This is a genomic window from Stenotrophomonas maltophilia, assembly GCF_002799155.1.
GTDB lineage: Bacteria > Pseudomonadota > Gammaproteobacteria > Xanthomonadales > Xanthomonadaceae > Stenotrophomonas > Stenotrophomonas maltophilia_R.
In genome coordinates this window covers 2,961,822-2,988,347 of the sequence record NZ_NERD01000002.1, presented here as the reverse complement: position 1 = coordinate 2,988,347, position 26,526 = coordinate 2,961,822, and the positions used below count along the sequence as shown (strand labels likewise).

The following is a 26,526-nucleotide window of genomic DNA, read 5'->3' as shown; positions in this document are numbered from 1 at the left end:
GGCATCGATACTGCGTCATGACCGTCTCACCTGCTGCGATCCGACGGCCTTCACGCACGATGGCGTGCGACGCCTTCACGCAGGCTGAAGCAGAAAGGGGTCAGCCCCTTTTCCGCACGGAAAGGGATCCGATCCTGCGCATCACGGCAGGCCGGCCAGCCAGTCGTCGTCGGACCCTTCGTTCACATCGGCGAACAGCGGCGTGGAGAAATAGCGTTCACCGGTGTCCGGCAGCATCGCCAGGATCACCGAGCCCGGTTCAGCGCGGGCAGCCACGTCCAGTGCGCTGGCGACAGTTGCGCCGGCGGAGATGCCGACGAAAATGCCTTCCTCTGCTGCCAGGCGGCGCGCGGTGGCGATCGCGCGGTCATCGTCTACCGAGACCAGTTCGTCCACCACATCGCGGTTGAGCACGTCCGGCACGAAGTCCGGGGTCCAGCCCTGGATCTTGTGCGGCTTCCAGTCATCGCCCTTGAGCAGGGCGGCGCCGGCCGGCTCGGTGGCGATGATGCGGGTCTGCGGGCGCGCGACCTTCAGCACTTCGCCAACACCGGTGAGCGTGCCGCCGGTGCCCCAGCCGCTGACGAAGTAGTCCAGCCGCTTGCCGGCGAAGTCGCGCAGGATTTCCGCGGCCGTGGTGTTGCGGTGATACGCCGGGTTGGCCGGGTTGGCGAACTGGCTGGCCAGGAACCAGCCGTGCTGTTCGGCCAGTTCGGCCGCCTTGCGTACCATGCCGCTGCCGCGCTCGGCGGCCGGGGTCAGGATCACTTTGGCACCGTAGGCGCGCATCAGCTTGCGGCGTTCCACCGAGAAGGTCTCGACCATGGTCGCCACGAACTTGTAGCCGCGCGCGGCGGCGACCATCGCCAGCGCCACGCCGGTGTTGCCCGAAGTCGCCTCCACGATGGTGTCACCCGGCTTGAGCAGGCCACGCGCTTCGGCGTCGAGGATGATCGCCAGCGCCAGGCGGTCCTTCACCGAGCCGCCCGGATTGAACGACTCGACCTTGGCGTAGACGCTGACCTGCGGGGGCGCCAGGCGCTGCAGCCTGACGATGGGGGTGTTGCCGACGGTATCGAGGATGGAGTCGTACAGGGCCATGGAAGCGCTCCGGAAACGGGGCCGCGCCGGGCTTCGGCGGGCGAAGGGGGACGGCTGGCCGTTCAGGCCAGCGGCTGCCGGCTGACCGTAGCGCCGGCATATGACGCCCGGAAATGACCAGATACCTTTCTTAAACAACCTTTGGTTATAAGCTGGTGACGGCAATTGACCCTAGAGTGGACCTCCGCCCCACGCCGCCTGCCTGCCCATGACGCTGACCCAGCTGCGCTACCTGGTTGCCATCGCCGACGCCGAGCTGAACATCACGCTGGCCGCCTCGCGCGTGCACGCCACCCAGCCTGGCCTGTCCAAGCAGCTCAAGCAGCTGGAGGACGAGCTGGGTTTCCTGTTGTTCGTGCGCAAGGGCCGCAGCCTGGAGTCGGTCACCCCGGCCGGCACCGAGGTGATCGCCCGTGCCCGCGCGGTGCTGGCGGAGGCCAACAACATCCGCACCTACGCGGCCAACCAGCGCCGTGAGAGCCAGGGCCAGCTGATCCTGACCACCACCCACACCCAGGCGCGCTTCGTGCTGCCGCCGGCGGTGGCAGCGATCAAGCAGGCTTACCCGCAGGTCAGCGTGCACCTGCAGCAGGCCGGTGAAGCCGACGCGCTGGACCGCTTGAACCAGGGGGATGCCGATATCGCGATCATCAGCACCGCTGGCGGTGAACCCACTGATGGCGTTGCAGTGCCGCTGTTCCGCTGGCGGCGGCTGGTGGTGGTACCCAAGGGCCACCCGCTGGACCGCGCCGGGCGTGCACCGGACCTGGCCGCGTTGGCCCGGCAGCCATTGATCAGCTACGAATCCTCGACCCGCCCGAATTCCTCGCTGCAGCGCGCCTTCGCCGCCCATGGCCTGGTGCCGGATCTGGCGCTGACCGCGCTCGATGCCGATCTGATCAAGACCTATGTGCGTACCGGCCTGGGCGTGGGCCTGCTGGCTGAGATGGCGGTCAGTTCCAACGACGAAGACCTGAAGGCCTGGCCGGCCCCGGCACCGATTGCCGAGTGCATCGCGTGGGCGGTGCTGCCACGCGACCGGGTGCTGCGTGATTACGCGCTGGAGCTGGTGCACGTGCTGGCACCGCAGATTGATCCACGCGACCTGCGGCGGGTGCTGGACGGCAACCAGGCGGCGGTGTGGCCGGTGCCACCGACCTGGGAGTCGCTGACCCAGACCATCACGGTGTGAGGTGGGTCGAGCAGGGCTTGCAGCCCCACCTCTGACAGATTCCGATGGCTGTTGGTAGGTGTCGACCTTGGTCGACACGGTAGATCCACGCCATGCGTGGATGAAGCTGTCAGATATCGAAATACATCTGGGGTCAGATCCGTTTTCCTTCGGAAAACGGATCTGACCCCGAGAGTGGTTCCGACAGATCGCGGAGAACTGTCGAAGGCGGGGTGGGTCCGGTTGCGGGGGCGTGAGCGCCATGGATGGCGCGACCGAGCCTACATGCACGTATTTACGGCGTCCCCCGCAACCGGACCCACCCCGTCATCCCTCAGGAAACCCGCTTCTGCTGTTGCTTCGGCACCTGCCGTGGCCTCTGCAGGTGCAGGGCGCAGCCCTGCCGAACACCCCGCGACGGGTGTCGCAAATGCCTGCGACGGTTCGTCGCATGAGCAACCCTGGACCCGGCTCTACACTGGCGGGGTGACCCGCCTGTCCCGCCCGCAGCGCCTTCTGCTCCAGCTCGCCATCCTGGCGACGCTGCTGATGGTGCTTGCGCCGCTGGTCAGCCGCGCGCTGCAGGCGCAGCCGATGGACCACGCTGCGATGGCCGGCATGGACCACGCTGCCATGAGCCATGACATGCGCGGCATGGCCATGGCCGGGCACGATCAGCACGGGGCCGCGCCGGCAGCGCGCAACCGCCCGGCCGACCCCCACGCCATGCACGGCGAAGCCTGCGAATACTGTGTGCTGGCAATGCGCCTGCTGCCATGGCTGGCCGTGCTGGTGCTGCTGTTGCCGCTGCTGTGGCGGCCGCAGCTGGTGTTCCCGTGGTCGCAGCAGGTGCTGCCCGCGCTGTGCTGGCCGGCGCATGCCGCGCGCGGGCCGCCGCGTTTCTCCATCGTTCGCTGATGTCCCTATCGAATCTGCCGCACGACGCCTGACCGGGCGCCGTGCGCGCATGCGTACCTTGGAGCTGTTCCGATGAAAACGACTTCCCGCCCCGCGGGCGCCTGTGCGCGCCTGCCGGTTGCCCTTGGCCTGGCCGTGGCCGCATCACTGGCCCACGCCGCGCCCGCCGAAGAGGCGCGTACCCTCGACACGCTGGTGGTGACCGCCGCCGCACCGTCCTCGCCGCTGCACTGGGTGACCGATCCGCGCCTGCCGCGGCAGCCGGTGCCCGCCAGTGACGGCGCCGATTACCTGAAGACCGTCCCCGGTTTCTCCTCCATCCGCAACGGCGGCACCAACGGCGACCCGGTGCTGCGCGGCATGTTCGGTTCGCGGCTGAACATCCTCAGCAATGACGGCAACCTGATCGGCGCCTGCCCGTCGCGCATGGACAATCCGCTGTCCTACATCGCGCCGGAAAGCTTCGACCGGCTGACCATCATCAAGGGGCCGCAGAGCGTGCGCTGGGGCGCAGGAGCCTCGGCCGGCACCGTGCGTTTCGAGCGCGATACGCCGCGCTTCGAGGAACCGGGCGTGCGTGCCGATGCCAGTGCGCTGGTCGGTTCGCGCAACCGCAACGACCAGGTGCTGGACCTGACCCTGGGCAACCCGACCGGCTACGTGCGCGCCAGTGGCAACCGTTCCGAAGCCGATGACTACAAGGATGGCAACGGTGACGTGGTGCCGTCGAAGTGGCGCAAGTGGAACGGTGACGTGGCCATCGGCTGGACGCCGGATGCCGACACGCTGCTGGAAGTCTCCGCTGGTGCCGGTGATGCCATCGCACGCTACGCCGGGCGCGGCATGGACGGGGCCGCGTTCGAGCGTACCAGCTATGCCGCGCGTTTCGAGAAGCGCAACCTGCCGGGTGCGTGGGACACGGTGCAGGCCAACGTGTACTACAACGAGGCCGACCACGTGATGGACAACTACACGCTGCGCACGCCGAACCCGAACAGCATGATGCCGATGCCGATGCCGATGGCCTCGAACGTGGACCGCCGTACCCAGGGCGGCCGGGTCAGTTCCGAGTGGCGCTGGCAGGACGTGCAGCTGGTGGCGGGCGTAGACGGGGAAGACAGCCGCCACCGCGGTCGCATGGGCATGGGCCGCGACACCTACCGCCAGGCGGACTGGGAGACCGATGCCAAGTTCCGTCGCTATGGCGCGTTCACGGAGTTGACCCTTGGCGCCGGTACCGGCCAGCGCTGGATCAGCGGCCTGCGCATCGATCGCGCCAGCGTGCGCGACGAGCGGCAGTCGATCCGCGGAATGATGGGTAACAGACCCAATCCGACCGCGGGCCAGCGCCGCAAGGAATGGCTCGGCAGTGGCTTCCTGCGCTACGAGCAGGACCTGGCCGATGGCCTGACCTGGTATGCGGGCCTGGGCCACAGTGAACGCATGCCCGACTACTGGGAGCTGTTCTCGCCCAACCACGGCCCGGCCGGTGCAGTGAACGCGTTTGCCGGTATCCAGCCCGAGCGCACCACCCAACTCGACGTCGGCCTGCAGTACAAGGGGCCGCGCGTGCAGGCATGGGTGTCGGCGTACGCTGGCCAGATCCAGGACTACATCCTGTTCACCTACCATGGCAGCGGCATGATGGGCATGAGCCAGGCCAGCAACATCGATGCCCGCATTGCCGGTGCCGAAGCGGGGTTGGAAGTGAGCGTGGCCGAACAGTGGAAACTGGGCGGCACGCTGGCCTATGCCTGGGGCGAGAACCGCGACCAGCAGCGCCCGCTGCCGCAGATGCCGCCGTTGGAAGCGCGCTTGAGTGCGAACTGGGAAGGCCAGCGCTGGAGCGCCGGTGCGCTGCTGCGCGCGGTGACCCACCAGCATCGCGTCGCAGATGGCCAAGGCAATGTCGTCGCGCAGGACCTTGGGCCGAGCGCTGGCTTCGCCACCTTCGCGCTCAATGCAGCGTACCGTTTCAGTTCGCAGCTGCAGCTCAGCGCGGGTGTCGACAACCTGTTCGACCGTGCCTACAGCGAGCACCTGAACCTGGCGGGCAGCGCCGACTTCGGCTTCCCGGCCGACCCGGTACGCATCAATGAGCCGGGGCGCAGCGTCTGGATGAAGCTGAACTACCGGTACTGAAGCAACGGGCAAGAAAACGGGGCCGGATCCCCGCCAGGATCCGTCCCCGCCCGACGCCCTCCGTCGGGCAGATTCGACTCTACGATGACGGCCCGGGCGGTGCACGGCTGGATACACCCCGACACACGCCGACACTGCCCGTGGCAGCCTTGCACGGAACGGGTTCAAGGCGCCATCGCAGCGTTGGTTCCACGCCGGTAAACGCTTGGCACATACCGCTTTTATGGGCACTTGCCTACACTCGGCGGCCGTGGATCAATCAGGACCGTTCATGTTGGCTCGTATCGCTTCGACCCTGGCCCTTGGCCTCAGCCTGGCCGTGCTGGCCGGGTGCGCAGGCAAACAGGAGGCCGCCGCGCGTCGGCAGGGAGAAGCGGTGCCGGTCACCGCGCAGGTCGTGCAGTCCCGTCCGTGGAGCGACACCCTGCAGGCACTGGGCACGGCCAAGGCACGCGAATCGATCAGCGTGACCGCCAAGGTCAGCGAGATCGTCGAGAAGGTGCATTTCGAAAGCGGCCAGCACATTGCTGCCGGTGCGCCGATCGTGACCCTGCGCGGCCAGGCCCAGGAGGCCGCACTGGTCCAGGCGCAGGCCACCTTCCACGAGGCCGACCAGCTGTACAAGCGCCAGCGTGAGCTGGCCACGCAGCGGTTGGTGTCGAGTGCCACGCTGGATACGCAGAAGTCGATCCGCGATGCCGCCGAAGCGCGCGTGGCGCAGATGCAGTCGGACATCGGTGATCGCCGCGTGCGTGCGCCGTTCGCCGGTGTGCTCGGCATCCGCCAGGTCAGCCCAGGCACGCTGCTGACGCCGACCACGGTGATCGCCACGCTCGACGATATCGAGCACATGCACATCGATTTCCAGGTGCCGGAAGTGGAGCTGGCCGCGCTGGGCGTCGGTGACAAGGTCAGTGCCACCAGCGTGGCGTGGCCCGGCCGTAGCTTCGAAGGCGTGGTCAGCACCATCGATGCGCGCATCGATCCGGCCACCCGTGCGGTGACGGTGCGCGCCGATTTCGCCAACGGCGACCATGCGCTGCGCCCGGGCATGCTGCTGGACGTGCGCCTGTTCCGCCCCGAGCGCCCGGCGCTGGTGATTCCGGAAATCGCCGTGGTGCAGGTCGGCCGCGATACCTACGTGTATCGCATCACCGCAGACGACAGCGTGGAGCGCGTGGATGTGGTGACCGGCGCGCGCCGCGCCGGCGTGGTCGAGATCAGGCAGGGCCTGGAAGCCGGCCAGCGCATCGTCGTGGATGGCACCGGCAAGCTGCGCCCGGGCCTGAAGGTCGCGGCCAAGGACGCAGCACCAGCCAGCGGGGCCAAGCCGGCTGAGGCACCGGCGCCGGTCGCGGCCGAGGGCCACGGCGGATGAAGCTGTCCGACGTTTCCATCCAGCGGCCGGTGTTTGCCGTGGTGATGAGCTTGTTGCTGCTGGTACTGGGTGTGATGTCCTTCACCCGGCTGACCCTGCGCGAACTGCCGGCCATCGATCCGCCGATCGTTTCGGTGTCGGTGGACTACACCGGTGCCTCGGCGGCGGTCATCGAAAGCCGCATCACCCAGGTGCTGGAAGATGCACTGGCCGGCATCGAAGGCATCGATACGATCAACGCGCGCAGCACCAACGGCCGCTCGCAGGTCAGCATCGAGTTCACCTCCAACCGCGATATCGAAGCGGCGGCCAACGACGTGCGCGATGCGGTCAGCCGTGTTGCCGACCGCATGCCGGAAGAAGCGCGGCCACCGGAAATCGCCAAGGTCGAAAGCGATGCGGATCCGATCATCTGGTTCAACATGGTCTCCTCGACCATGGACACGCTGGAACTGAGCGACTATGCCGACCGCTACGTAGTCGACCGTTTCTCCAGCCTCGATGGCGTGGCCCAGGTCCGCATCGGTGGCCGCCAGCGCTATGCAATGCGCATCTGGCTGGACCGCGACCAGCTGGCTGCGCGCGGGTTGACCACCGGCGATGTGGAAACCGCGCTGCGCAACGAAAACGTGGAACTGCCGGCCGGCCGCATCGAGTCGACCGACCGCGATTTCACCCTGCGGGTGGAACGCAACTACATCAAGCCCGAAGACTTCGCGACCATCCCGCTGGGCAAGGGCCGCGACGGTTACGTGGTGCGCATGGGCGACGTGGCGAAGATCGAGCTGGCCTCGGCCGAACGCCGCGCTTACTACCGCAGCAACGGCGAGCCGGGCATCGGCCTGGGCATCGTCAAGACCTCCACCGCCAACTCGCTGGACGTGGCGCGCACCGCGCGCGCTGAAGCCGAGCGGGTGGCGCTGACCCTGCCCAAGGGTACGCAGATCTTCGTCGCCTTCGACAACACCACCTTCATCGAAGCCGCCGTGGATCGCGTCTACGCCACGCTGGTGGAGGCGATGATCCTGGTGCTGGCAGTGATCTGGCTGTTCCTCGGCAGCTTCCGTGCCGCGTTGATTCCGGCGGTGACGGTGCCGGTCTGCCTGGTCGCGGCATTCATCGCGCTGTATGCGTTCGACTTCTCGATCAACCTGCTGACCCTGCTTGCCCTGGTGCTGTGCATCGGCCTGGTGGTGGACGATGCGATCGTGGTGGTGGAGAACGTGCAGCGCCGCATCGACCTGGGCGAACCGCCGCTGGTGGCATCCAAGCGCGGCACCGCGCAGGTCGCCTTCGCGGTGATTGCCACCACCGCCGTGCTGGTGGCGGTGTTCCTGCCGGTCGGGTTCTTGGAAGGCAACACCGGGCGCCTGTTCCGCGAACTGGCGGTGGCATTGGCGGCGGCGGTGGCGTTGTCCGCATTCGTGGCGCTGACGCTGACACCGATGATGGCCTCCAAACTGCTGAAGCCGCATACCGGGCACGCGCCGCGTGGCCTGCATGGCTTCGTCAACCGCAACCTGGAGCGCCTGGCTGGGGCCTACGGGCGGGTACTCGATCACCATGTCGACCGCACCTGGATCTACCTGCTGGTGATGGTTGCCGCACTGGCCGCCAGCTGGGGCCTGCTCAAGCTGCTGCCGTCGGAACTGGCACCGGCCGAAGACCGCGGTTCGTTCCAGATCATGATCGATGGCCCGGAAGGCGCCGGCTACGACTACACCGTGCAGCAGGTGCAGCAGGTGGAAGCGATGCTGGCGCCGCATGTCGGCCCGGACAAGCCCATCGTCCGCGCCAACCCGCGCGTGCCGGGTGGCTGGGGCGCCAGCGAGGAAATGCATACCGGCCGCGTCAGCATCTTCCTGCAGCCGTGGCGGCAGCGCAGCGAAGGCACGCCGGAAGTGGCCAACGAGCTGCAGAAGGAACTGGACACCATCCGCGGCGTGCGCGTGCGCACGCAGGTGGGCGGTGGCCTGGTGCGCAGCGGTGGGCAGCCGTTCCAGATCGTCCTGGGCGGGCCGGAGTATGCCGAGATCGCGCAATGGCGCGACCGCATCCTGCTGCGCATGGCCGACAACCCCGGCCTGGTCGGCCCGGACTCGGACTACAAGGAAACCCGGCCGCAGATGCGGGTGAACATCGACCGCCAGCGTGCGGCCGACCTCGGCGTGCCGGTCACCGCGATCGGTTCGGCGCTGGAAACCATGATGGGCTCGCGCCGCGTCACCACCTTCGTCGACAACGGCGAGGAATACGATGTGCTGGTGCAGGCCGGACGTGACGGCCGCGCCAGCCCGGCCGACCTGGCGGCGATCCGCGTGCGCGCGACCTCCGGCGAACTGGTGCCGCTGTCCAACCTGGTCACGCTGAGCGAAGTGGCCGAGGCGGGCACCCTGAACCGCTTCAACCGCCTGCGCTCGATCACCATCAATGCCGGCCTGGCACCGGGGTATCCGCTGGGTGAGGCTATTGCCTGGGCGCAGCAGGTCACGCGCGAGGAGCTGCCGCAGTACGCGCAGGTGAACTGGAAGGGCGAATCGCGCGAATACCAGAGTGCCGGTGGCGCCGTGCTGCTGACCTTCGCCATGGCCCTGCTGGTGGTCTACCTGGTACTGGCTGCCCAGTTCGAGAGCTTCATCCATCCGCTCACCATCATGCTGACCGTGCCACTGGGCGTGCTCGGCGCACTGGTCGGGTTGTGGGTGAGTGGCGGCACGGTGAACCTGTTCAGCCAGATCGGCATCGTGATGCTGGTCGGCCTGGCCGCGAAGAACGGCATCCTCATCGTCGAATTCGCCAACCAGCTGCGCGACGACGGCCGCAGCGTGCGCGAGGCGATCATCGAATCTGCAATGGTGCGCCTGCGCCCGATCCTGATGACCTCGATCGCCACCGTGGTCGGCGCGATCCCGCTGGTCGTGGCCGGTGGCCCCGGTTCGGCCAGCCGTGGCACGATCGGCATCGTGATCATCTTCGGCGTCACCCTCTCGACGTTCCTGTCGCTGTTCGTGGTGCCGGCGTTCTACGCGCGCCTGGCCCCGTACACCCGCTCGCCGGAAGCGGTCAAGCGCGAGCTGGAGAAGCAGGAAGCGGAATCGCCCTCGGTGGGTGGCCATGCCTGATCCGGCCACAGTGCTGCAGGGCGACGGCTTCCAGCTGCGACCCTGGCGCCCCGATGACCTGGCGTCCCTGCTACGCCACGCCAATGACGCCGAGGTGTCGCGCGGCCTGCGCGACCGCTTCCCGTACCCGTACACGCGCGAGGATGGCGAGGCCTTCCTGGCCGGCCGCGTGCTGGCCCCGGGCACCCTGAACCTGGCCATCGAGATCGACGGCCAGGCCTGCGGCAGCGTCGGTGCCCAGCAGGGCATGGCCGAGCGTGGGCACAGCGCTGAACTGGGTTACTGGCTGGGGCAGGCCTATTGGGGGCAGGGCCTGATGACCCGCGTTGTCGGTCTGTTCGCCCCGTGGGTGATGGACGAGCTGCGCCTGTTCAGGCTGCAGGCCACGGTGGTCGACTTCAACCTGGGTTCGGCCCGTGTGCTGGAGAAGAATGGCTTCCAGGAGGAGGGCGTGGAGCGCTGTGCGGTCTACAAGCGCGGCGTGCTGCACGACCTTCGCCGTTTCGCCCGGGTGCGCACGCAGCTGCCCTGAACGCGCGGGGTCGGATCCCTTTTCGCCAGAAAAGGGCTCTGACCCCCAACCCGCCAAACGGTAGAACGGGGTCAGAGCCCTTGCGCAGCGCGCAAGGGATCCGACCCCATCCTTCTGGCGCTACCGCAGCGGCCGTCGATCAGGGAGAATCGACCGGTCCCCTCCAGCCGACGGGACGTCCTTACAACCCGCCGACTGGAGAGAGCGCGCGTGGAAGCTACCGTACATTTCATCAACAGCATCATCTGGAGCAAGGCACTGATCTTCATGTGCCTGGCCGCCGGCTTGTTCTTCAGCCTGCGCACCCGTTTCATGCAGATCCGTGGGTTCGTCGAGATGTGCCGCCTCACCGTCAAGGGCGAGAAGTCCGACGCCGGCGTGTCCTCGTTCCAGGCGCTGGCCATGTCGATGGCCGGCCGCATGGGCATCGGCAACATCGCCGGCGTGGCCACCGCCATCGCCTTCGGTGGCCCTGGTGCCATCTTCTGGATGTGGGTGATGGGCTTCCTCGGCGCATCCACTTCGTACGTGGAATGCACCCTGGCGCAGATCTACAAGACCAAGGATGCCGAAGGCCGCTACCGTGGTGGCCCGGCCTATTACATCGAAAAGGCCATGGGCCTGAAGTGGTACGCACTGGCCTTCGCCATCGCCACGATCATCGCGGCCGGCTTCCTGATGCCGGGCGTGCAGGCCAACGCCATCGCCGACAGCATCATCAACGCCTGCCGTGGCACCGCGCTGTGCGGTCCGCTGGACGGCCAGACGCTGGGCATGGAATCGGCGCAGGCGCTGAAGCTGGGCATCGGCATCGTGGTGGGCCTGCTGCTGGGCGTGGTGATCTTCGGCGGCGTCAAGCGCATCGCCAACTTCGCCGAGGTGGTGGTGCCGTTCATGGCGGCGGCCTTCATCCTGACCGCCATCGTCATCATGGTCATCAACTACGACCGCGTGCCGGAGATGTTCGGCATCATCTTCAAGAGCGCCTTCGGCACCCACGCCGCGTTCGGCGCGATGATGGGCCTGGCGGTGGAGTGGGGCATCAAGCGCGGCATCTATGCCAATGAAGCCGGGCAGGGTTCGGGTCCGCACGCGGCGGCGGCCTCGGAAGTCTCGCATCCGGCCAAGCAGGGCTACGTGCAGGCCTTCGCCATCTATTTCGACACCATGATGGTGTGCACCGCCACCGCGTTCCTGATCCTGGCCAGCGGCACCTACAACGTGTACTCGCCGGTGGAAGGCGCGCCGCCGCTGTTCCAGGGCCTGGCCGGCATTCCGGAAGGTGCGGGCTATGCGCAGGCCGGCGTGGAAGCGGTGCTTCCGGGCTGGGGTTCGGCGTTCGTGTCCATCGCCATCTTCTTCTTCGCCTTCACCACCATCATGGCCTACTACTACATGGCTGAGACCAACCTCAGCTATGTGAACCACAACAGGAAGCGCCCGCTGACCGTGCTTGTGCTGCGCCTTGGCATCATCGGCATGGTGGTGTTCGGTGCATTCCATAATGCGACCCTGGCCTGGGCGCTGGGTGACATCGGCGTCGGCCTGATGGCCTGGCTGAACATCATCGCCATCCTCATCATCCAGAAGCCGGCGATGCTGGCCCTGCGTGACTACGAACGACAGAAGAAGCTGGGCCTGGATCCGGTGTTCGACCCGGATGCCCTGGGCATCAAGAACGCCGATTTCTGGCGCCAGCGCAAGCAGGAGAGTGTGTAAGTGAACAACCCTTGGAACAACCGCCGTCCATCCGCCCGTCCGCCGCGCGCAACACCGTTGCCGCGCCCGGAGGTGCCGGCCACGGGCGGTGGTGGGCGCGGCGGCAGCGACGAGCTGCGCCTGTACGGCTTGAATGCCGTGCTGGCCGCGTTCGAAGCGCGGCCGCAGGCGCTGCGCAAGCTGTACCTGCTGGAGGCGCGCATCCCGCGCCTGCAGCCGCTGCTGAAGTGGTGCGTGGCCAACCGCGTGGGGTATCGCGTGGTCGAAGATGGTGATCTGAACAAACTCGCCGGTACCACCCATCACGAAGGCGTGGTGGCCGATGTGCTGCGCGCACCGGCACTGCCGCTGGCGCAGTGGCTGGAGCAGGTCGGTGATGGCCCGGCACTGGCGCTGTGGCTTGATGGCGTGGGCAACCCGCACAACCTCGGCGCGATCCTGCGCTCGGCCGCGCACTTCGGTGCCAAGGCGCTGCTGCTGCCGGCCGGCAGCACGCTGGCGTTGTCCGGTGCCGCCGCGCGCGTTGCCGAGGGCGGTGCCGAAGCCGTGCCACTGGTGCAGCTGCCGGAGACCGTTCAGGCGATGGCGCAGCTGCGTGCATCCGGTTTCGGCCTGGCCGCGACCCTGGTCGATGGCGGTGACGATGTGTTCCGCGCGTCGCTGCCAAGCCGGCTGGTGTACGTGATGGGTGCCGAAGGCGAGGGCATGGACCGCAGCCTGGCGGGCCAGTGCGACCTGCAGGTCTCGATTCCCGGCAGCGGTGCGGTGGAGAGCCTGAACGTCGCCTCGGCCACGGCGGTGCTGCTGGCGCAGTGGGCGAGCCGCCGCGGCGATTGACGCGGCTGTTTCATCGTGCCGTGACCCCGAACCCGGCCCTCGCGGCCGGGTTTTTTTGCGCGCATTCCGCAAAGCTCAGTGTGATCGTGCGGGTCGCCTGCCGGGTGCCGTCTGCAAAACATGCTGATTGCGACCGGTCACGATGCATCAAGCATGCTTGATGCATGAACACGCACTTTTAGAATTTGTCTCATTGTTGAGCCGCATCCTGCATCGCACGGTGGACCTCCATCCAATGTCGAACAGGAGCGGTTCCCATGCATCGAATCCAACACCACGCGATGCGCGCATCCCTGCTGCTGGTGCTGTGCGCACTTGCAGTCCCCGCGGTGCAGGCTGAAGAGCGCAGCCTGGACGGGGTCAATTTCACCGGCCCGTTGATCACCCCCAACCCGGCCGGCCTGCCGCAGGGTCATTGGTATATCGAACCTTATCTGGTGCGGGTCGACAGTCGCGATCACTACGACGATGGTGGCCACCGTCGCCGCAGCGGGCAGCACAGCGGCGCATGGGCCACGGTGGTCCCGATCATCTATGGCTTCAGCGACCGGGTGATGGGCCAGGTCAATCTCAGTGCCTCCCGTGCCGAACAGGGCAGCGCGCGCAGCAGCGGTTTCCGCGCTGGCGATACCACCGCGCGCCTGCAGTACCTGTTGCAGGCCCCCAATGCCGATGGCACGCGACCGGCCATCTCGGTCGCACTGGTGCAGCGCTTCAGCACCGGCAGCCACGACCGCATCACCGGCAACGCACTCGATGCCCAGGGTGATGGCGTGCAGCGCACGACCGCCGCACTCGGCGTGCAGCAGGTGGTCTGGCTGGGAAATGAGCGCCCGCTGCGCTGGCGCGCCCAGCTCAGTGCCGGGCCGGCACCGTCGCGCACCGCCATATCCGGCACCAGCGTGTACGGCACCGATGACAGCTTCCAGGGACATATCTCCCGCGGGTCGGTGCTGGGCCTGTCGGTCGGCGCCGAATACAGCTTCAATTCGCGCTGGGTGGGCGTGATGGAGGTGGCCGCCAGCCGCGAGACCGGCCAGCGCCTGAGCGGCTTCGCACGCAACAGCAGCGGTGCGATCGAACGGATCGAAGAGCATCGCCCGGCCAGCCGCAGCGTCACCCTGGCGCCGGCCGTGGAGTACCACTTCAGCCCATCACTGGGCCTGATCGCCGGTGTCGAGTTCAGCGTGGCCGGCCGCAACACCAGCCGCATCATCAGCCCCCAGGTCGCTCTGGGCATGTTCTTCTGAGGGGCCGCCGATGAACATCGAATCCATCGTCAACGCGATCCTCGGCATCGTCTGGAGTCCCTACCTGGTGGTGCTGTGCCTGCTCACCGGCCTGTACTTCAGCGTGCGCACGCGCTTCATCCAGTTGCGGGCATTGCCGGACATGCTGCGCCTCATGCTCCGCCATGAGCGTTCCGATGCCGGCGTCTCGCCGTTCCAGGCGTTATCCCTTTCGCTGTCCAGCCGCGTGGGCGTCGGCAACATCGCCGGTGTCGCCATGGCCATCGCCTTCGGCGGCCCCGGCGCGATCTTCTGGATGTGGATCGTTGCCTTCCTCGGTGCGTCCAGTGCCTTCGTCGAATCCACGCTTGCGCAGATCTACAAGGATCGTGATGCCAAGGGCCAGTACCGGGGGGGGCCGGCTTACTACATCGAAAAAGGCCTCGGCCAGCGCTGGTATGCGGTGCTGTTCGCACTGGTGACCGTGCTTGCGGGCGCGATGCTGGCCGGCACGCAGTCCAACGCGATCACCAGTGCGGTCAACGAAGCCTGGGATGTGCCGGTGATGACGACCACCGCCGTCCTGCTGGTGGTGCTGGGTGCCATCCTCATCGGCGGCGTGCGGCGCATTGCGCGCGTGGCCGAATGGGTGGTGCCGCTGATGGCCGTGGCCTACCTGCTGGTCGCGGCGCTGGTGATGGTGCTCAACGCGGAGAAGGTGCCGGACGTGATCATGCTGGTGCTGCGCAGTGCCTTCGGCGTGGATGCAGCGTTCGGCGCAATGATCGGCACCGCCATCCAGTGGGGCGTGCGTCGCGGCGTGCTGTCCAACGAGGCCGGCATGGGCAGCGGCGCGCATCCGGCCGCTGCCGCCGAAGTCTCGCATCCGGTCAAGCAGGGCCTGGTGCAGTCGTTCTCGGTCTACATCGACACCATGGTGGTGTGCAGCGCCACGGCCTTCCTGATCCTGTCCACCGGCCTGTACAACGTCTACGACCCGGCGGTGAACGGCATTCCGGATGAGGCGCGCCTGCTGCTGGGCAACCTGCCCGGCGTCGAGGCCGGGCCGCGCTTCGTGCAGCATGCGGTGGAATCCGCACTGCCGGGCTTCGGCCGTTCGTTCGTGGCGCTGGCGATCCTGCCGTTCGCGTTCACCACCATCCTGGCGCTGTACTACATGGCCGAGACCAACATCAGCTACCTGTGCCGTGATCGCCCGGCGCCGTGGGTGGTGGGCGTGTTCCAGCTGCTGTTCCTGGCGGCGACCGGCTACTCGGCGGTCAACAGTGCAACGGTGGCCTGGTCGCTGGGCGATATCGGCGTGGGCCTGATGAGCTGGTTGAACATCATTGCCATCCTGCTGCTGCAGAAGCCGGCGTTGGCGGCGCTGCGCGATTACGAGCAGCATCGCCAGGCCGGCAAGGATCCGCTGTACAACCCGAAGCTGCTGGGTGTGCGCAACACCAGCGTGTGGGAAGGCTGACAGGACTGGGGTCGGATCCCTCGCCAAGGCGGGGGCTCTGGCCCGCGCCTTGGCCCGGTGCGTGCAACTTTGCCCGGTGGGTGCGAACCTCGGTTCGCACCGCTCTTCCCGCTGCGCTCGCCGGGCATGGCCCGGCGCCAGTGCATCATTCGTTCGGCGGCGTGGTCGTCTTGGCTTCGCTGCCGAAGCTGCCATCCGCTTCCGCCGCCAGGTACGCGAACACGGTGTAGGCGGCCACGTTCTGCGCCAGTGCCTTCGGATCGATCTTGTCCAGCGTGTCGTCGGCGGTGTGGTGCAGGTGGAAGTAGTCCGAGCCATCCTGCGCCAGCCACGCCCACGCACCGCCCTTGGCGGCCAGCGGGCCGACGTCCGGGCCCGGGCCGCCCTTGTCGGCCTGGTACTCGATGCCCAGTGGCTTCATCACCTCGGCAATCTGCTTCGTTGCCTCGCGCGAGCCTTCCGGGTTCGGCGAACCGGTATTGAAGGCATAGATGCGGCCGGCACCGAAGTCGCTCTCGGCGGCCAGCTGGTGCAGGGCCACGTCCTTGGCATGCGCCTCGGCATACGCCTTGCCGCCGTACAGGCCCTGTTCCTCGTTGGCAAAGGCGATCACGCGGATGGTGCGCTTCGGCGCCTGCTTCAGCTGGCCGATCAGGTGGCCGGCAGCCATGGTGATGCCCACGCCCGCGCCGTCATCCACCGCGCCGGTGCCCAGGTCCCACGAATCCAGGTGACCACCGATCACCACCACTTCCTTCGGCAGGCTGCGGCCGGTGATCTCGCCGATCACGTTGTAAGAGGTGGCGGTGCCGTCCCAGCCGCAATCGAGCGCCACCTTCACCGTGGTGCTGCCGCGGGCCAGCAGGCGGGCCAGCTGGTCGGCATCGGGCACCGACAGTGCCGCCGACGGCACCGGGGTCAGGCCATCGTCAAACCGGGTGATGCCGGTGTGCGGCACGCGGTGCGAGTCGGTACCTGCCGAGCGCATCAGGAAACCGACAGCGCCCTTGCGGATCGCTTCGGACGGGCCCTTGCTGCGGATCGCACCGCCGCGGCCGTAATCGCGGCCATCGCGGAACGGCAGCATCTGGTAATCGACGAAGGCGATCTTGCCCTTCAGCGAACCGGCCGGTGCGGCCTGCAATGCGGCCAGGTCGGCGAAGCGCACCACTTCCGCTTCCACCATACCGCCCGGGCTGCCGCCCAGTGCCGTGATCTGCAGCGGCTGCGGATTCTTGCCGGTCACGGCGGCGTGTTCACTGCGGCGCTCCCACTTCGGGAACGTCACCGGCTCCTTCCACACCTTGTCGAAGCCGAGTGCCTTGAACTTGGCCTCGGCCCAGGCCACCGCACGGGCGTCCGCCTCGCTGCCGGCGATGCGCGGGCCGATCTCGGTGGTGAGCGATTCGACCACCTTCCAGCCAGTGTCGTCGGCCAGCGCCTGGTCGCGCAGCTGGGCGGCGGTGGCCAGCGAGGCGGGGGGCAGGGTGGTGGTGTGCGGCGCTGCGAAGGCCGGGCCGGCCAGCAGGGCGAGGGAGGATGCGATGGCAAGGAGGCGGCGACGCATGGACAACTCCGGAAGGGACCTAAGCCTTGGAGCTTAACAGTCGTTCAGCCCGGCGCATGGGCGGGAGGTCATGGCCGGCGCGAACGCTGTTTTCCGCCATGTCCGGCAAAGCGAAAGCCCCGCCGGGGGCGGGGCTTTCACCTGCTTCCATGGCGCCCAAGGGTGCCGCTGGCAATTACCTGGCTGCGGTATCCAGCTTCATGATGTAGCTGGCCACACCGTTGCCGGCGTTGTTGATGTAGTCGTTCAGGAACTGCTTGTCGAGCGACAACAGCGGCGAACCCTTCAGCGAATCGTAGGTGGCATCGACTGTCAGCAGCCCAAAGCGCTTGGCCAGCGCAGTCACTGCTTCATGGCGGGCCTTTGGCGAATCGCCGGCCATCTGCAGATCGGTGGCGATCTGGTACTCGGCACTCCTGGCTTCCAGCGCCTCGTTCAGCACGCCGGCCATCGCAAACAGAGACTCGCGGGTCAGCGTCGGATCGAGGCCGCGCGCTTTCATCTGTGCCTCGATCGGCTGCGCGGCCGCCAGCAGCAGGTCGGCGTGGCTGTAGCCGTCCAGCGGCGCGGCTACGCCCTTGGGCAGTGCCATCCCGGGCTTGTAGGGCAGGTAATGGCCCTTGCCATCGGTGACAGAGATATCGCGCGCCTGCGCGGTGCCGGCCACGCACATGCAGGCAGACAGTAGCAGGGGTATGGCGAGTGCGCCCATGCGCGGGGTGAGGGTGTTCAAGCGGTGCCTCCTGGCATCCACCGCAAATGGCGGTGGTTTCGTGCTTCCCGCGCGGTGCGAGGGCACTGCGCGGGCGCACGAGGATAACAGCAACACCACATGGGAAGCGTCGCAGACACGCAGATGGAAAGGGCGCCCGCAGGAGCCCGTTCCGTTATCTTTTCAGGCTGTCGCGGATCTCACGCAGCAGTACCACTTCCTCGGCCGGTGCCGCCGGCGCGGCTTCCTTCTTGCGCGACAGGCGGTTGATCACCTTGATGACCAGGAAGATGGCGAAGGCCACGATCACGAACTGGATCAGTGTATTGATGAAGTCACCGTAGCCGATCACCACGGCCGGGATCTCCTTGCCATCGGCGCCGACGCTGGCCGGTGACAACGTCCAGGCCAGCTGCGAGAAGTCCACTTTGCCGATCAGCAGGCCCAGCGGCGGCATGATGATCTTCTCGACCAGCGCGGTCACGATCTTGCCGAAGGCCGCGCCGATCACCACGCCGACGGCGAGGTCGATGACGTTGCCGCGCATCGCGAATTCCTTGAACTCGGTGAGCATTCCCATTGTTGTTTTTCTCCGGTGGGGGAAGTGGACAGCGCGCAGGGTAGCGCAGGTGATGTCAGCCGGCGATCACGCCGTGGCGCTCGGCCACGTTTTCCAGGCGGGCACTGAAGCGGTCGCCGGGCTTCAGTGCAGCCACCCCGGACGGGGTGCCCATGAACACCAGGTCGCCGGCACGCAGCTGCCACAGCTTGGACAGCTCATGCAGGATCTCCGGCACGTTCCAGATCATCTGGTCGAGCAGTGCCTGCTGGCGCACCTCGCCGTTGACCTCCAGCGACAGGTTCAGCGCGGCCAGGTCGCCGACTTCCTCGGCGTGGACGATTTCGCTGATCGGCGCGGAGGCATCGAAGCCCTTGGCCGCATCCCACGGGTGGCCCTTGTCCTTGGCCGCGGCCTGCAGGTCGCGGCGGGTCAGGTCCAGGCCGACGGCGTAGCCATAGACCAGCGCATCGGCGTCGGCCACGGCCAGCTCGCCGGCGGGCGCATCGCGGCCGATCGCCACCACCAGCTCCACTTCGTGGTGCAGGTTGGCAGTTGCCGGCGGATAGGGGATGGCATCGTCGTGGCCGACCACGATCGCATCGGCCGGCTTGCTGAAGAACATCGGGCGGCCACGGTCATCGGCCGCCGGCACCACCGCGCCCATTTCGCGGGCGTGGTCGGCGAAGTTGCGGCCGACGCAGTAGATGCGGTGCACGGGGAAACTGCCGCCACCAGCTACCGGCACACGCGGCAGGGCTACGGCAGGGATCACATCGGAGACATCGGACATGCGGGCATCCAGGAAGGGCATGCCCGCAGTCTAGAACGCATGGCGCCCGCCGTCAGCGGGCGCGGAAGACCTGGATCAGCGCGACGCCGGCAATACCGGCTTGCGCACCACGCGGTACTCGCCTTCGACCACCGTCGGGTCGACCGGACGGGCGACGCCCGGCTTGCGCGAGGCCAGCAGCTTCCACGCCAGGCCGACCAGGATCATTGCCGCACCGACGAACACACCGATGAACACCATCGCGGCCAGGATCGCCAGGCCGAGCAGGCCTACGGCTACGCGCACCAGCGGGTGGCGCGGCTTGCGCGGCGCGAACAGGGTGCGGAACTGGTTGACGGCGGATGCACGATTGAACATGGCGGCTCGATAGGCTGGGATCAGCGAAACCAGAGTATCGGGACGCGCCACTGTCATTGAGTGAAAAACTCGTTAAATATAGCCTATGCTTATTACGGATCAATGACTTGTGTTCATGTCGCAGCCAGTCACCTGAGTGGGCGTGCGACAATGCGGGTTTACTGTCCGAGCCTTCGCCATGACTGCCGCTGCTGCCCTGATCGCCCTTGATGCCATTGCCGATGGCGCGTTTGCCGAGGTCGAAGCGGTGGTCGATGGCGATGCCGAATCGCTGGTGCTGTACCGCGACGGTGCGCAGGTGCGCGCGTTCCTGAACATCTGTCCGCACGCCGGCCGCCGCCTGGACTGGGCGCCAGGCCAGTTCCTGAAAAGCCGTGAGGGCCACCTGGTGTGCGCGGCGCATGGCGCCTCGTTCGCGCTGGACAGCGGCGACTGCATCGCCGGCCCGTGCAAGGGCGACCGCCTGCGTGCGGTGCCGGTGGACGTGCGCGACGGGCAGGTCTACCTGGCTTGAGGCAACCGGCGTGCGAACCAAGGTTCGCACCCACAGGATCAATAGGTATCCACATCAATGGGTATCCACATCAATGGGTATCCAGAGATTCATCCACCGACAGATCGACGGAAATTGTCGAAGGCGGGGTGGGTCCGGTTGCGGGGGGGGTGAGCGGCATGGATGCCGCGACCAAGCCCCCATGGATGGGTTCACGGCGTCCCCCGCAACCGGACCCGCCCCGCCATCCCCCAGGAAACGAGCTTTTGACGTTGACGTTGCTTCTGCAGGTGCAGGGCGCAGCCCTGCCAACAAACCCCAACCTCAGAACATCAGGTTGATCATCAACACCACCACGCAGGTGTAGATCAGCGACAACGGTCCGCCGACCCGCCACATCTCACGTGGGGTGTAGTTGGCCGGGCCGGTGATCATCGAGATCACCGGGTTGGAGGCCGTCATCAGGTTGTTGGATGCCGACAGCGCCACGATCAGCGCGAACGCGGTCGGGTTGCCACCCGCCGCCAACGCCAGGTTCACCGCGATCGGCACCATCACGATGGTCGCGCCCACATGGCTGATCACCAGCGAGAACGCCGTGGTCAGCAGTGCCAGCGCCACTTCCAGCACCCACACCGGAATGCCGGTGGGCAGCTTGTCGATGGTGTGGCCGGCCACCCACGCCGCCGCGCCACTGGAGTCCATCGCCCAGCCGAGCGGAATCAGCCCGGCCATCATGAACACTGTCTTCCAGTTGATCGAAGCATAGGCCTCGTCCATGCGCAGCACGCCGGTCAGCAGCATGCCGGCCACGCCGGTCATCAGGGTCAGCGCCACCGGCAGCTTGCTGGTCAGGGCGATCAGGATGGTCAACGCGAAGATCGCCATCGCGATCTTGAACTTGTGCGGGCGCTGCTCGCCGGTCGGGTAGTCGGTCACCACCACGAAGTCGCGGCTGCGGGCGGCCTGCGCCAGGTCGGTCCAGATGCTGTGGAACACCAGCATGTCACCGGCACGCAGCTGCACGTCGCGCACGTCCTCGCGGATCACCTGCTTGTCGCGGTTGATCGCCAGCAGGCTGATGCCGCGCTCCTTGCGCAGGCGCAGGTCGGCCGCGCTCTTGCCGATCACATTCGAAGTCGGTGGCACCACCGCTTCGGAAATACCGGCGCGGCTGGGATTGAACAGGTCGCCCAGGTGCTTCAGGCGCGAAGACATGCGCAGGAACTGGTTCTGCGCGAAATCGCTGATCTGTTGGCGAGGGCCCATCGCGCCGAGCACGCTGCCGACCCAGATGCGCATCTCCGCCGGCGGCGCCAGGCGGGTGTCGTTGCCGGTTTTCAGGGCAAGCAGCAGCGGCGCATCGTGCAGGTTCTCGGCCTCTCCCAGGGTCATGCCGACCAGCGGGCTTTCAGCGCTGACCACCAGCTCGAACACATCACCTTCGATGCCATAGGTCTTGGCAAAGTAGCTCTCGGTGCGCGCCGGGGTGACCCCGTCGTTGACCAGGTTCTCTTCCTCGATCAGCTTGCGGTCGCCGTAGTAGCGGAAGTACAGCAGCGAGGCGACCAGCAGTGCCACACCGATCGGCAGCGGCGCGAACATGCGCAGCGGCTCGATGGTGGCCAGGCCCGAGGGCAGGTTGTTGTTGGCCGAGGCCAGCAGATCGTTCAGCAGGATCAGCGGCGAATTGCCGACCATGGTCAGCGCGCCGCCCATCACGATCGCCGCCGAGATCGGCAGCAGCAGCCGCTGCAGGGTCAGCCCGGTGCGCGCTGCCAGTCGCGAGGCGACCGGCAGGTACAACGCCATCACCGAGGGGTTCTGCATGAAGGACGAATTCAGGCCGGCGATGGCCGTGGTCATCATCAATAGCCGCTGCTCGATGCCGTGTCCGCGCCGCAGCAGCCAGGCGGCCAGCCGGTTCAGCGCCCCGGTGCGGTCCAGGCCCGCACCGAGGATGGTGGTGGCGATGATGCTCATCACCGCGTTACCGGAGAAACCGCCGAAGATTTCCTCCGGCGCGATCAGGCCGGTGACACCGAGCACCACCAGCACCACCAGCGCGACCACGTCGGCGCGGATGCGCTCGAACAGGAACATCGCCATCGTGAAGCCGACCAGCCCGAGCACGAGCTTCATGTCGTTGGTCAGCGTCAGCGCGGTATCCATGTGGGGCGCGGTGTCCTCAGGCGATCGTCAGGTGCGGTCGTACAGCAGGTCCCAGACACCATGGCCGAGCTTCTGGCCGCGGGTCTCGAAGTGGGTCTGCGGGCGCCAGTCCGGGCGCGGCACGCTGCCACGCGGGCCGGCGCGGTTGACCAGGCCGGCGGTGGCATCGAGCACGTCCCACATCTGCTCGGCGTAGTCTTCCCAGTCGGTCGCGCAGTGCAGGCGGCCACCCGGGCGCAGCTTGCGCACCAGCAGTTCGGCGAATGCCGGCTGCAGCAGGCGGCGCTTGTTGTGTCGCTTCTTGTGCCACGGGTCCGGGAAGTAGATGCGCACTTCATCCAGCGCGCCATCGGCGATCTCGTTCTGCAGCACTTCCACCGCATCGTGGTGGTACAGGCGCACGTGGTCGGCGTTGTCGTCGGCCAGTGCGTTCAGCAGCCGGCCCACGCCGGGCGCATGCACTTCGATGCCGATGTAGTCGCGCGATGGGTCGTGCTGGGCGGCGAAGCGCAGCGCGGCACCGTTGCCGAAGCCGATCTCCAGGACTTTGTGCGCGGGGCGGCCGAAGGTGGCGTCCAGGTCACGCGGCTGGCCGTTGTAGTCGATGCCGAAGCGTGGCCAGCGCTCGTCGAACGCGCGCTGCTGGGCAGGGGTGAAACGGCCCTGGCGCAACACGAAGCTGCGCACCTCGCGGCGGCCCTCGCTCACGGTGAAGGGCTTGGGCGGGGCCTTGGAACCGGCGCTGTCGAAAGGATTGGTCATCAGCCGATCAGCCCATCCACCGGGGAGGAGGCGCTGGCGTAGCGCTTGCGGGGGATGCGACCGGCCAGGAAGGCCTCGCGGCCGGCCTCGACCGCCTTGCGCATCGCGCTGGCCATCAGCACCGGGCTGCGGGCACCGGCGATGGCGGTGTTCATCAACACGCCGTCGCAGCCCAGCTCCATCGCGATCGCCGCGTCCGACGCGGTGCCCACGCCAGCGTCGACGATGATCGGCACCTTGGCGTCTTCGATGATCTGCAGCAGGTTGTACTTGTTCTGGATGCCCAGGCCCGAGCCGATCGGCGCGGCCAGCGGCATCACCGCAGCGCAGCCGATCTCTTCCAGGCGCTTGGCCAGGATCGGGTCGTCGGAGGTGTAGACCATCACCTCGAAGCCATCCTTGACCAGCTGCTCGGCCGCCTTGAGGGTCTGCATCACGTCCGGGTACAGGGTCTTCTGGTCGCCCAGCACTTCCAGCTTGGTCAGGTTGTGGCCGTCCAGCAGTTCACGGGCCAGGCGGCAGGTGCGCACCGCGTCCTCGGCGGTGTAGCAGCCGGCGGTGTTGGGCAGGATGGTGAAGCGCTCCGGCGGCAGCACGTCCAGCAGGTTCGGCTCGCCCGGGTTCTGCCCGATGTTGGTGCGGCGGATGGCCACGGTGACGATCTGGGCGCCAGCGGCCTCGGTGGCCAGGCGGGTTTCTTCCAGGTCCTTGAACTTGCCGGTGCCGGTCAGCAGCCGCGAGCCATAGGTCTTGCCGGCGATCACCAGCGAATCGGGGGAGACATGAACGTTCATGGCGCGATTATCGCTTATCCGCCTGAAGATGGGGTCACGTAGAGGGCGGGGTCGAGTGTGGGGTCAGATCCCTTTGCCGCCGGCAAAGGGATCTGACCCCTGAACACCCGCGCAGGCCTCAACCCCCACCCAGCGCATGCACGATCTCCACCACGTCGCCTTCGGCCAGGACGTGCTCGCCATGGCGGCTGCGGCTGACGATCTCGCCGTTGACCTCCACCGCCACCCGGCGCTGCAGCAGCTGCTCGGCCAGCAGCAGGTCATGGAGGGTCGCCGAAGCGGGCAGGGTGCGGGATTCGCCATTGAGCTGGATGTTCATCCGTGCATTGTCGCTGATAGCCCGCCGGGATCGGAACGTTTGCAATTTGAACCGGGCGCCAGCTCTGGCACAGCGTGTTTTCACGTGGTCGGGCGACAATCCATGCGGCGGCGCAGCGTGAGCAAAATGCGGCGCAGTGAAACCATTCACCGTGCGCCGGCGTACGTCCGCCGGGTCCTCAACGATTTCCCCACAGGAGTTTCTTACATGCTGCTCAGCAAACGCCCGATCCGCTCCCTGATGGCGGCCGCGATCGCGCTGGCCGCGCTTCCGGCCATGGCAGGCGAATCCCCGTATTCCAGGGCCGTGTTCTTCGGCGACAGCCTGACCGATGCCGGCTATTTCCGCCCACTGCTTGATCCGGGCGTGCAGCCGGTCACCGGCCAGTTCACCACCAACCCGGGCTGGGTGTGGTCGCAGCAGGTGGCCAACTACTACGGCGTCAACGGCACGCCCAACGGCAATGGCCAGAACGGTGACAACTACGCCGTCGGCGGCGCCCGTGTATCGACCGACGAAGCGGGTGGCCTCGGGGCCATTCCGTCGCTGAAGTCGCAGGCGACCCGTTACCTTGCCGCAAATGGTGGCAAGGCTGACGCCAATGCCCTGTACACCGTCTGGGGCGGTGCCAATGATCTGTTCGCGGCCACGCGCGCAGCGGCCGGCGGTGCATCGCAGGCCCAGGTGCAGGGCATCATCGGCGCCGCGGTCACCGACCAGATCGCGCTGGTGGGCGCGTTGAAGCAGGCCGGTGCCCAGTACGTGCTGGTGCCCAATCTGCCGGACATGGGCATCACTCCGCAGTTCCGTGGCCCCAACGCCGCCGCCGCCACCGCACTTTCGGCCGGTTACAACAAGGCCCTGTACGGTGGCCTGAAGCAGGCGGGCATCGAGTTCATTCCGCTCGACACCTTCAGCATCCTGCGCGAGGTGACTGCCAATCCGGCCATGTACGGCTTTACCAACGTCACCGGCACCGCCTGCAAGATTGACCCGGCCAATTCGACGCAGAGCATCATCGGCTGCAACCCGACCAGCTACGTCAGCCCCGATGCGGCCAACACCTACCTGTTCGCCGATGGCGTGCATCCGACCACCGCCGGCCATCAGCTGCTGGGCCAGTACGCCATCTCGGTGCTGGAAGGCCCGCGCCTGCAGCAGGTGCTGAGCCACTCGGCACAGACCATCGGCCGCTCGCGTGCCGACCAGGTCAGCATGCACCTGGGCGGTCGCCCGGCTGACGGCCTGTCCTGGTGGGGGGGCGTGCGGGGTGACCTGCAGCGCTACGACCACGCCGATCTGTACGACGGCCTGGCCCCGGCCGGCCTGTTCGGCATCGACTGGGCGCGCGACGGCATGGTGTTCGGCGGCTTCGCCGGCTTCGGCCGCCTCAATGCCGACTTCGGCAACAGCCGTGGCGACTTCACCCAGAAGGACACCACCGCCGGTCTGTTCGCCGGCTGGTATGGCGACCGCATCTGGGTGAACGGCCAGGTCAGCTACACCTGGCTCTCCTATGACGTGAACCGCAAGGTCCAGCTGGGCCCGGCCACCCGCGAGCACGGCGGTTCGCCGGACGGCAGCAACCTGACCGCCGCCCTGAACGCCGGTTACGAGTTCGGCACCGAAGGCGGCTTCCGCCACGGCCCGATCGCCTCGGTGATCTGGCAGAAGGTGAAGATCGACGGCTACACCGAAAGCGCCGCGGCCGGCACCCTGGCCACCGCACTGGGCTACGACCGCCAGAACGTCGATTCGACCGTCGGCCGCATCGGCTGGCAGGCCCGCTTCGATGGCGGCACCGTCAAGCCGTACGCGCAGGTGACCTACGATCACGAGTTCGAGGACACCAAGCAGGCCAGCGCCTGGCTGCAGACCCTGCCGGAACTGGGCAACTACCGCGTGCCGGGCCTGAACTTCGACAAGAACTACGCCACCGTCGTGCTGGGTGCGCGTACCGAACTGTTCGGGCTGCAGAGCAACTTCGGCCTGAGCGCTTCGACCGGCCAGAAGCGCGCGCAGGACGCCACCCTGTTCGCCAACTTCAGCGGCACGTTCTAAGCGGCAACCGCCGGGGTCGGATCCCTTTCCGCAAGGAAAGGGCTCTGACCCCTCGCGGATGCGATGGCCACCATTGCGCAACACCGGCCGCTCCGCATAGACTTTCACCTGTAATGCGGGCGTAGCTCAATGGTAGAGCTGTAGCTTCCCAAGCTACTGACGTGGGTTCGATTCCCATCGCCCGCTCCATGTCTCCAGGGTATCCACCCCAAACAGACGCGGCGCACTCATTGAACCACGCCGAAGTCCAGCGTGTGGCGACAGCGCCCTGATTTCTCTCTTCAATGCGTTGGACTGTGGCTTCT

The 26,526-nt window shown here is 67.2% G+C and carries 22 protein-coding genes and 1 tRNA gene; 13 read left to right on the top strand and 10 right to left on the bottom strand.

Annotation, left to right across the window (positions count from 1 at the left end; translation table 11 throughout):
• Positions 1-141: 141 nt before the first annotated feature.
• The gene (gene cysK / locus B9Y82_RS14420; RefSeq protein WP_087923478.1) at positions 142-1,101 is read right to left on the bottom strand and encodes a cysteine synthase A; all 960 of its coding nucleotides are present in this window, start codon (positions 1,099-1,101) and stop codon (positions 142-144) included.
• Between the two features lie 208 nt (positions 1,102-1,309).
• Here cysK and B9Y82_RS14415 point away from each other — a divergent pair, with 208 nt between their 5' ends.
• The 10 genes from B9Y82_RS14415 (at position 1,310) to B9Y82_RS14365 (ending at position 15,632) form a co-directional block, all read left to right on the top strand.
• Positions 1,310-2,293, top strand: coding sequence for a LysR family transcriptional regulator (locus B9Y82_RS14415; RefSeq protein ID WP_100473753.1), 984 nt, complete (start codon positions 1,310-1,312; stop codon positions 2,291-2,293).
• Positions 2,294-2,758: 465 nt separating this feature from the next.
• Entirely contained in the window at positions 2,759-3,190 is a 432-nt protein-coding gene (locus B9Y82_RS14405) for a DUF2946 domain-containing protein (protein ID WP_100473752.1), read from the top strand.
• A 72-nt stretch (positions 3,191-3,262) separates the two neighbouring features.
• Entirely contained in the window at positions 3,263-5,332 is a 2,070-nt protein-coding gene (locus tag B9Y82_RS14400) for a TonB-dependent copper receptor (protein ID WP_100473751.1), read from the top strand.
• A gap of 271 nt (positions 5,333-5,603) precedes the next feature.
• Positions 5,604-6,710 carry an efflux RND transporter periplasmic adaptor subunit gene (locus B9Y82_RS14395; RefSeq protein WP_100473750.1) on the top strand — a complete coding sequence of 369 codons (1,107 nt, stop codon included), beginning with the start codon at positions 5,604-5,606 and terminating at the stop codon, positions 6,708-6,710.
• Entirely contained in the window at positions 6,707-9,832 is a 3,126-nt protein-coding gene (locus tag B9Y82_RS14390) for an efflux RND transporter permease subunit (protein WP_100473749.1), read from the top strand. The genes B9Y82_RS14395 and B9Y82_RS14390 overlap by 4 nt, the downstream gene beginning before the upstream one ends.
• A complete protein-coding gene (locus B9Y82_RS14385) occupies positions 9,825-10,364 on the top strand; it encodes a GNAT family N-acetyltransferase (RefSeq protein ID WP_100473748.1) in 540 nt (179 codons plus the stop codon). The genes B9Y82_RS14390 and B9Y82_RS14385 overlap by 8 nt, the downstream gene beginning before the upstream one ends.
• Positions 10,365-10,574: 210 nt before the next feature.
• Complete coding sequence (locus tag B9Y82_RS14380; protein ID WP_100473747.1) at positions 10,575-12,083, top strand: alanine/glycine:cation symporter family protein; 1,509 nt, start codon at positions 10,575-10,577, stop codon at positions 12,081-12,083.
• On the top strand, positions 12,084-12,920 hold the full coding sequence (locus tag B9Y82_RS14375; RefSeq protein WP_100473746.1) for a TrmH family RNA methyltransferase: 837 nt from the start codon (positions 12,084-12,086) through the stop codon (positions 12,918-12,920).
• A 257-nt stretch (positions 12,921-13,177) separates the two neighbouring features.
• Positions 13,178-14,170, top strand: a complete 993-nt coding sequence (locus B9Y82_RS14370; RefSeq protein ID WP_100473745.1) for a hypothetical protein — start codon at positions 13,178-13,180, stop codon at positions 14,168-14,170.
• Between the two features lie 10 nt (positions 14,171-14,180).
• A complete protein-coding gene (locus B9Y82_RS14365) occupies positions 14,181-15,632 on the top strand; it encodes an alanine/glycine:cation symporter family protein (protein ID WP_100473744.1) in 1,452 nt (483 codons plus the stop codon).
• Positions 15,633-15,777: 145 nt separating this feature from the next.
• Here B9Y82_RS14365 and B9Y82_RS14360 read toward each other — a convergent pair whose 3' ends face one another.
• From B9Y82_RS14360 to B9Y82_RS14340, 5 genes are all read right to left on the bottom strand, one after another.
• The gene (locus tag B9Y82_RS14360) at positions 15,778-17,199 is read right to left on the bottom strand and encodes a M28 family peptidase (protein ID WP_100473743.1); all 1,422 of its coding nucleotides are present in this window, start codon (positions 17,197-17,199) and stop codon (positions 15,778-15,780) included.
• A gap of 175 nt (positions 17,200-17,374) precedes the next feature.
• Positions 17,375-17,932, bottom strand: coding sequence for a hypothetical protein (locus B9Y82_RS14355; RefSeq protein ID WP_100473742.1), 558 nt, complete (start codon positions 17,930-17,932; stop codon positions 17,375-17,377).
• A gap of 154 nt (positions 17,933-18,086) precedes the next feature.
• The gene (gene mscL / locus B9Y82_RS14350) at positions 18,087-18,491 is read right to left on the bottom strand and encodes a large-conductance mechanosensitive channel protein MscL (RefSeq protein ID WP_100473741.1); all 405 of its coding nucleotides are present in this window, start codon (positions 18,489-18,491) and stop codon (positions 18,087-18,089) included.
• A 55-nt stretch (positions 18,492-18,546) separates the two neighbouring features.
• Complete coding sequence (locus B9Y82_RS14345) at positions 18,547-19,263, bottom strand: fumarylacetoacetate hydrolase family protein (RefSeq protein WP_100475241.1); 717 nt, start codon at positions 19,261-19,263, stop codon at positions 18,547-18,549.
• A gap of 75 nt (positions 19,264-19,338) precedes the next feature.
• On the bottom strand, positions 19,339-19,620 hold the full coding sequence (locus tag B9Y82_RS14340) for a hypothetical protein (RefSeq protein ID WP_100473740.1): 282 nt from the start codon (positions 19,618-19,620) through the stop codon (positions 19,339-19,341).
• A 178-nt stretch (positions 19,621-19,798) separates the two neighbouring features.
• Between B9Y82_RS14340 and B9Y82_RS14335 the strand changes: the two genes are divergently transcribed.
• Positions 19,799-20,134: a Rieske (2Fe-2S) protein gene (locus B9Y82_RS14335; protein ID WP_012511947.1), complete on the top strand. Its 336-nt coding sequence runs from the start codon at positions 19,799-19,801 to the stop codon at positions 20,132-20,134.
• A gap of 303 nt (positions 20,135-20,437) precedes the next feature.
• Here the strand turns inward: B9Y82_RS14335 and B9Y82_RS14330 are convergent, their stop codons facing one another.
• The 4 genes from B9Y82_RS14330 to thiS all read right to left on the bottom strand — a co-directional run bounded on the left by B9Y82_RS14330 (position 20,438) and on the right by thiS (position 24,160).
• On the bottom strand, positions 20,438-22,285 hold the full coding sequence (locus B9Y82_RS14330; protein ID WP_100473739.1) for an SLC13 family permease: 1,848 nt from the start codon (positions 22,283-22,285) through the stop codon (positions 20,438-20,440).
• Between the two features lie 27 nt (positions 22,286-22,312).
• Positions 22,313-23,047: a tRNA (guanosine(46)-N7)-methyltransferase TrmB gene (gene trmB, locus B9Y82_RS14325; RefSeq protein ID WP_010481468.1), complete on the bottom strand. Its 735-nt coding sequence runs from the start codon at positions 23,045-23,047 to the stop codon at positions 22,313-22,315.
• Positions 23,047-23,841: a thiazole synthase gene (locus tag B9Y82_RS14320; RefSeq protein ID WP_005418798.1), complete on the bottom strand. Its 795-nt coding sequence runs from the start codon at positions 23,839-23,841 to the stop codon at positions 23,047-23,049. Before B9Y82_RS14320 ends, trmB begins: the two co-directional genes overlap by 1 nt.
• Positions 23,842-23,959: 118 nt before the next feature.
• Positions 23,960-24,160 carry a sulfur carrier protein ThiS gene (gene thiS / locus B9Y82_RS14315; RefSeq protein ID WP_087923463.1) on the bottom strand — a complete coding sequence of 67 codons (201 nt, stop codon included), beginning with the start codon at positions 24,158-24,160 and terminating at the stop codon, positions 23,960-23,962.
• Positions 24,161-24,367: 207 nt separating this feature from the next.
• Here thiS and B9Y82_RS14310 point away from each other — a divergent pair, with 207 nt between their 5' ends.
• Both B9Y82_RS14310 and B9Y82_RS14305 read left to right on the top strand, forming a co-directional pair.
• Positions 24,368-26,221, top strand: coding sequence for an autotransporter outer membrane beta-barrel domain-containing protein (locus B9Y82_RS14310; protein ID WP_100473738.1), 1,854 nt, complete (start codon positions 24,368-24,370; stop codon positions 26,219-26,221).
• 115 nt (positions 26,222-26,336) lie between these two features.
• Positions 26,337-26,410: transfer RNA gene (locus B9Y82_RS14305), tRNA-Gly, on the top strand.
• Positions 26,411-26,526 lie beyond the last annotated feature (116 nt).

Coding starts and splice junctions, on each gene's coding strand:
- B9Y82_RS14345 (WP_100475241.1), bottom strand. CDS start 19,263: ATGTCCGATGTCTCCGATGTGATCCCTGCCGTAGCCCTGCCGCGTGTG.
- B9Y82_RS14310 (WP_100473738.1), top strand. CDS start 24,368: ATGCTGCTCAGCAAACGCCCGATCCGCTCCCTGATGGCGGCCGCGATC.
- B9Y82_RS14330 (WP_100473739.1), bottom strand. CDS start 22,285: ATGGATACCGCGCTGACGCTGACCAACGACATGAAGCTCGTGCTCGGG.
- B9Y82_RS14415 (WP_100473753.1), top strand. CDS start 1,310: ATGACGCTGACCCAGCTGCGCTACCTGGTTGCCATCGCCGACGCCGAG.
- cysK (WP_087923478.1), bottom strand. CDS start 1,101: ATGGCCCTGTACGACTCCATCCTCGATACCGTCGGCAACACCCCCATC.
- B9Y82_RS14395 (WP_100473750.1), top strand. CDS start 5,604: ATGTTGGCTCGTATCGCTTCGACCCTGGCCCTTGGCCTCAGCCTGGCC.
- B9Y82_RS14365 (WP_100473744.1), top strand. CDS start 14,181: ATGAACATCGAATCCATCGTCAACGCGATCCTCGGCATCGTCTGGAGT.
- mscL (WP_100473741.1), bottom strand. CDS start 18,491: ATGGGAATGCTCACCGAGTTCAAGGAATTCGCGATGCGCGGCAACGTC.
- B9Y82_RS14390 (WP_100473749.1), top strand. CDS start 6,707: ATGAAGCTGTCCGACGTTTCCATCCAGCGGCCGGTGTTTGCCGTGGTG.
- B9Y82_RS14370 (WP_100473745.1), top strand. CDS start 13,178: ATGCATCGAATCCAACACCACGCGATGCGCGCATCCCTGCTGCTGGTG.
- B9Y82_RS14360 (WP_100473743.1), bottom strand. CDS start 17,199: ATGCGTCGCCGCCTCCTTGCCATCGCATCCTCCCTCGCCCTGCTGGCC.
- B9Y82_RS14335 (WP_012511947.1), top strand. CDS start 19,799: ATGACTGCCGCTGCTGCCCTGATCGCCCTTGATGCCATTGCCGATGGC.
- B9Y82_RS14340 (WP_100473740.1), bottom strand. CDS start 19,620: ATGTTCAATCGTGCATCCGCCGTCAACCAGTTCCGCACCCTGTTCGCG.
- trmB (WP_010481468.1), bottom strand. CDS start 23,047: ATGACCAATCCTTTCGACAGCGCCGGTTCCAAGGCCCCGCCCAAGCCC.
- thiS (WP_087923463.1), bottom strand. CDS start 24,160: ATGAACATCCAGCTCAATGGCGAATCCCGCACCCTGCCCGCTTCGGCG.
- B9Y82_RS14320 (WP_005418798.1), bottom strand. CDS start 23,841: ATGAACGTTCATGTCTCCCCCGATTCGCTGGTGATCGCCGGCAAGACC.
- B9Y82_RS14385 (WP_100473748.1), top strand. CDS start 9,825: ATGCCTGATCCGGCCACAGTGCTGCAGGGCGACGGCTTCCAGCTGCGA.
- B9Y82_RS14400 (WP_100473751.1), top strand. CDS start 3,263: ATGAAAACGACTTCCCGCCCCGCGGGCGCCTGTGCGCGCCTGCCGGTT.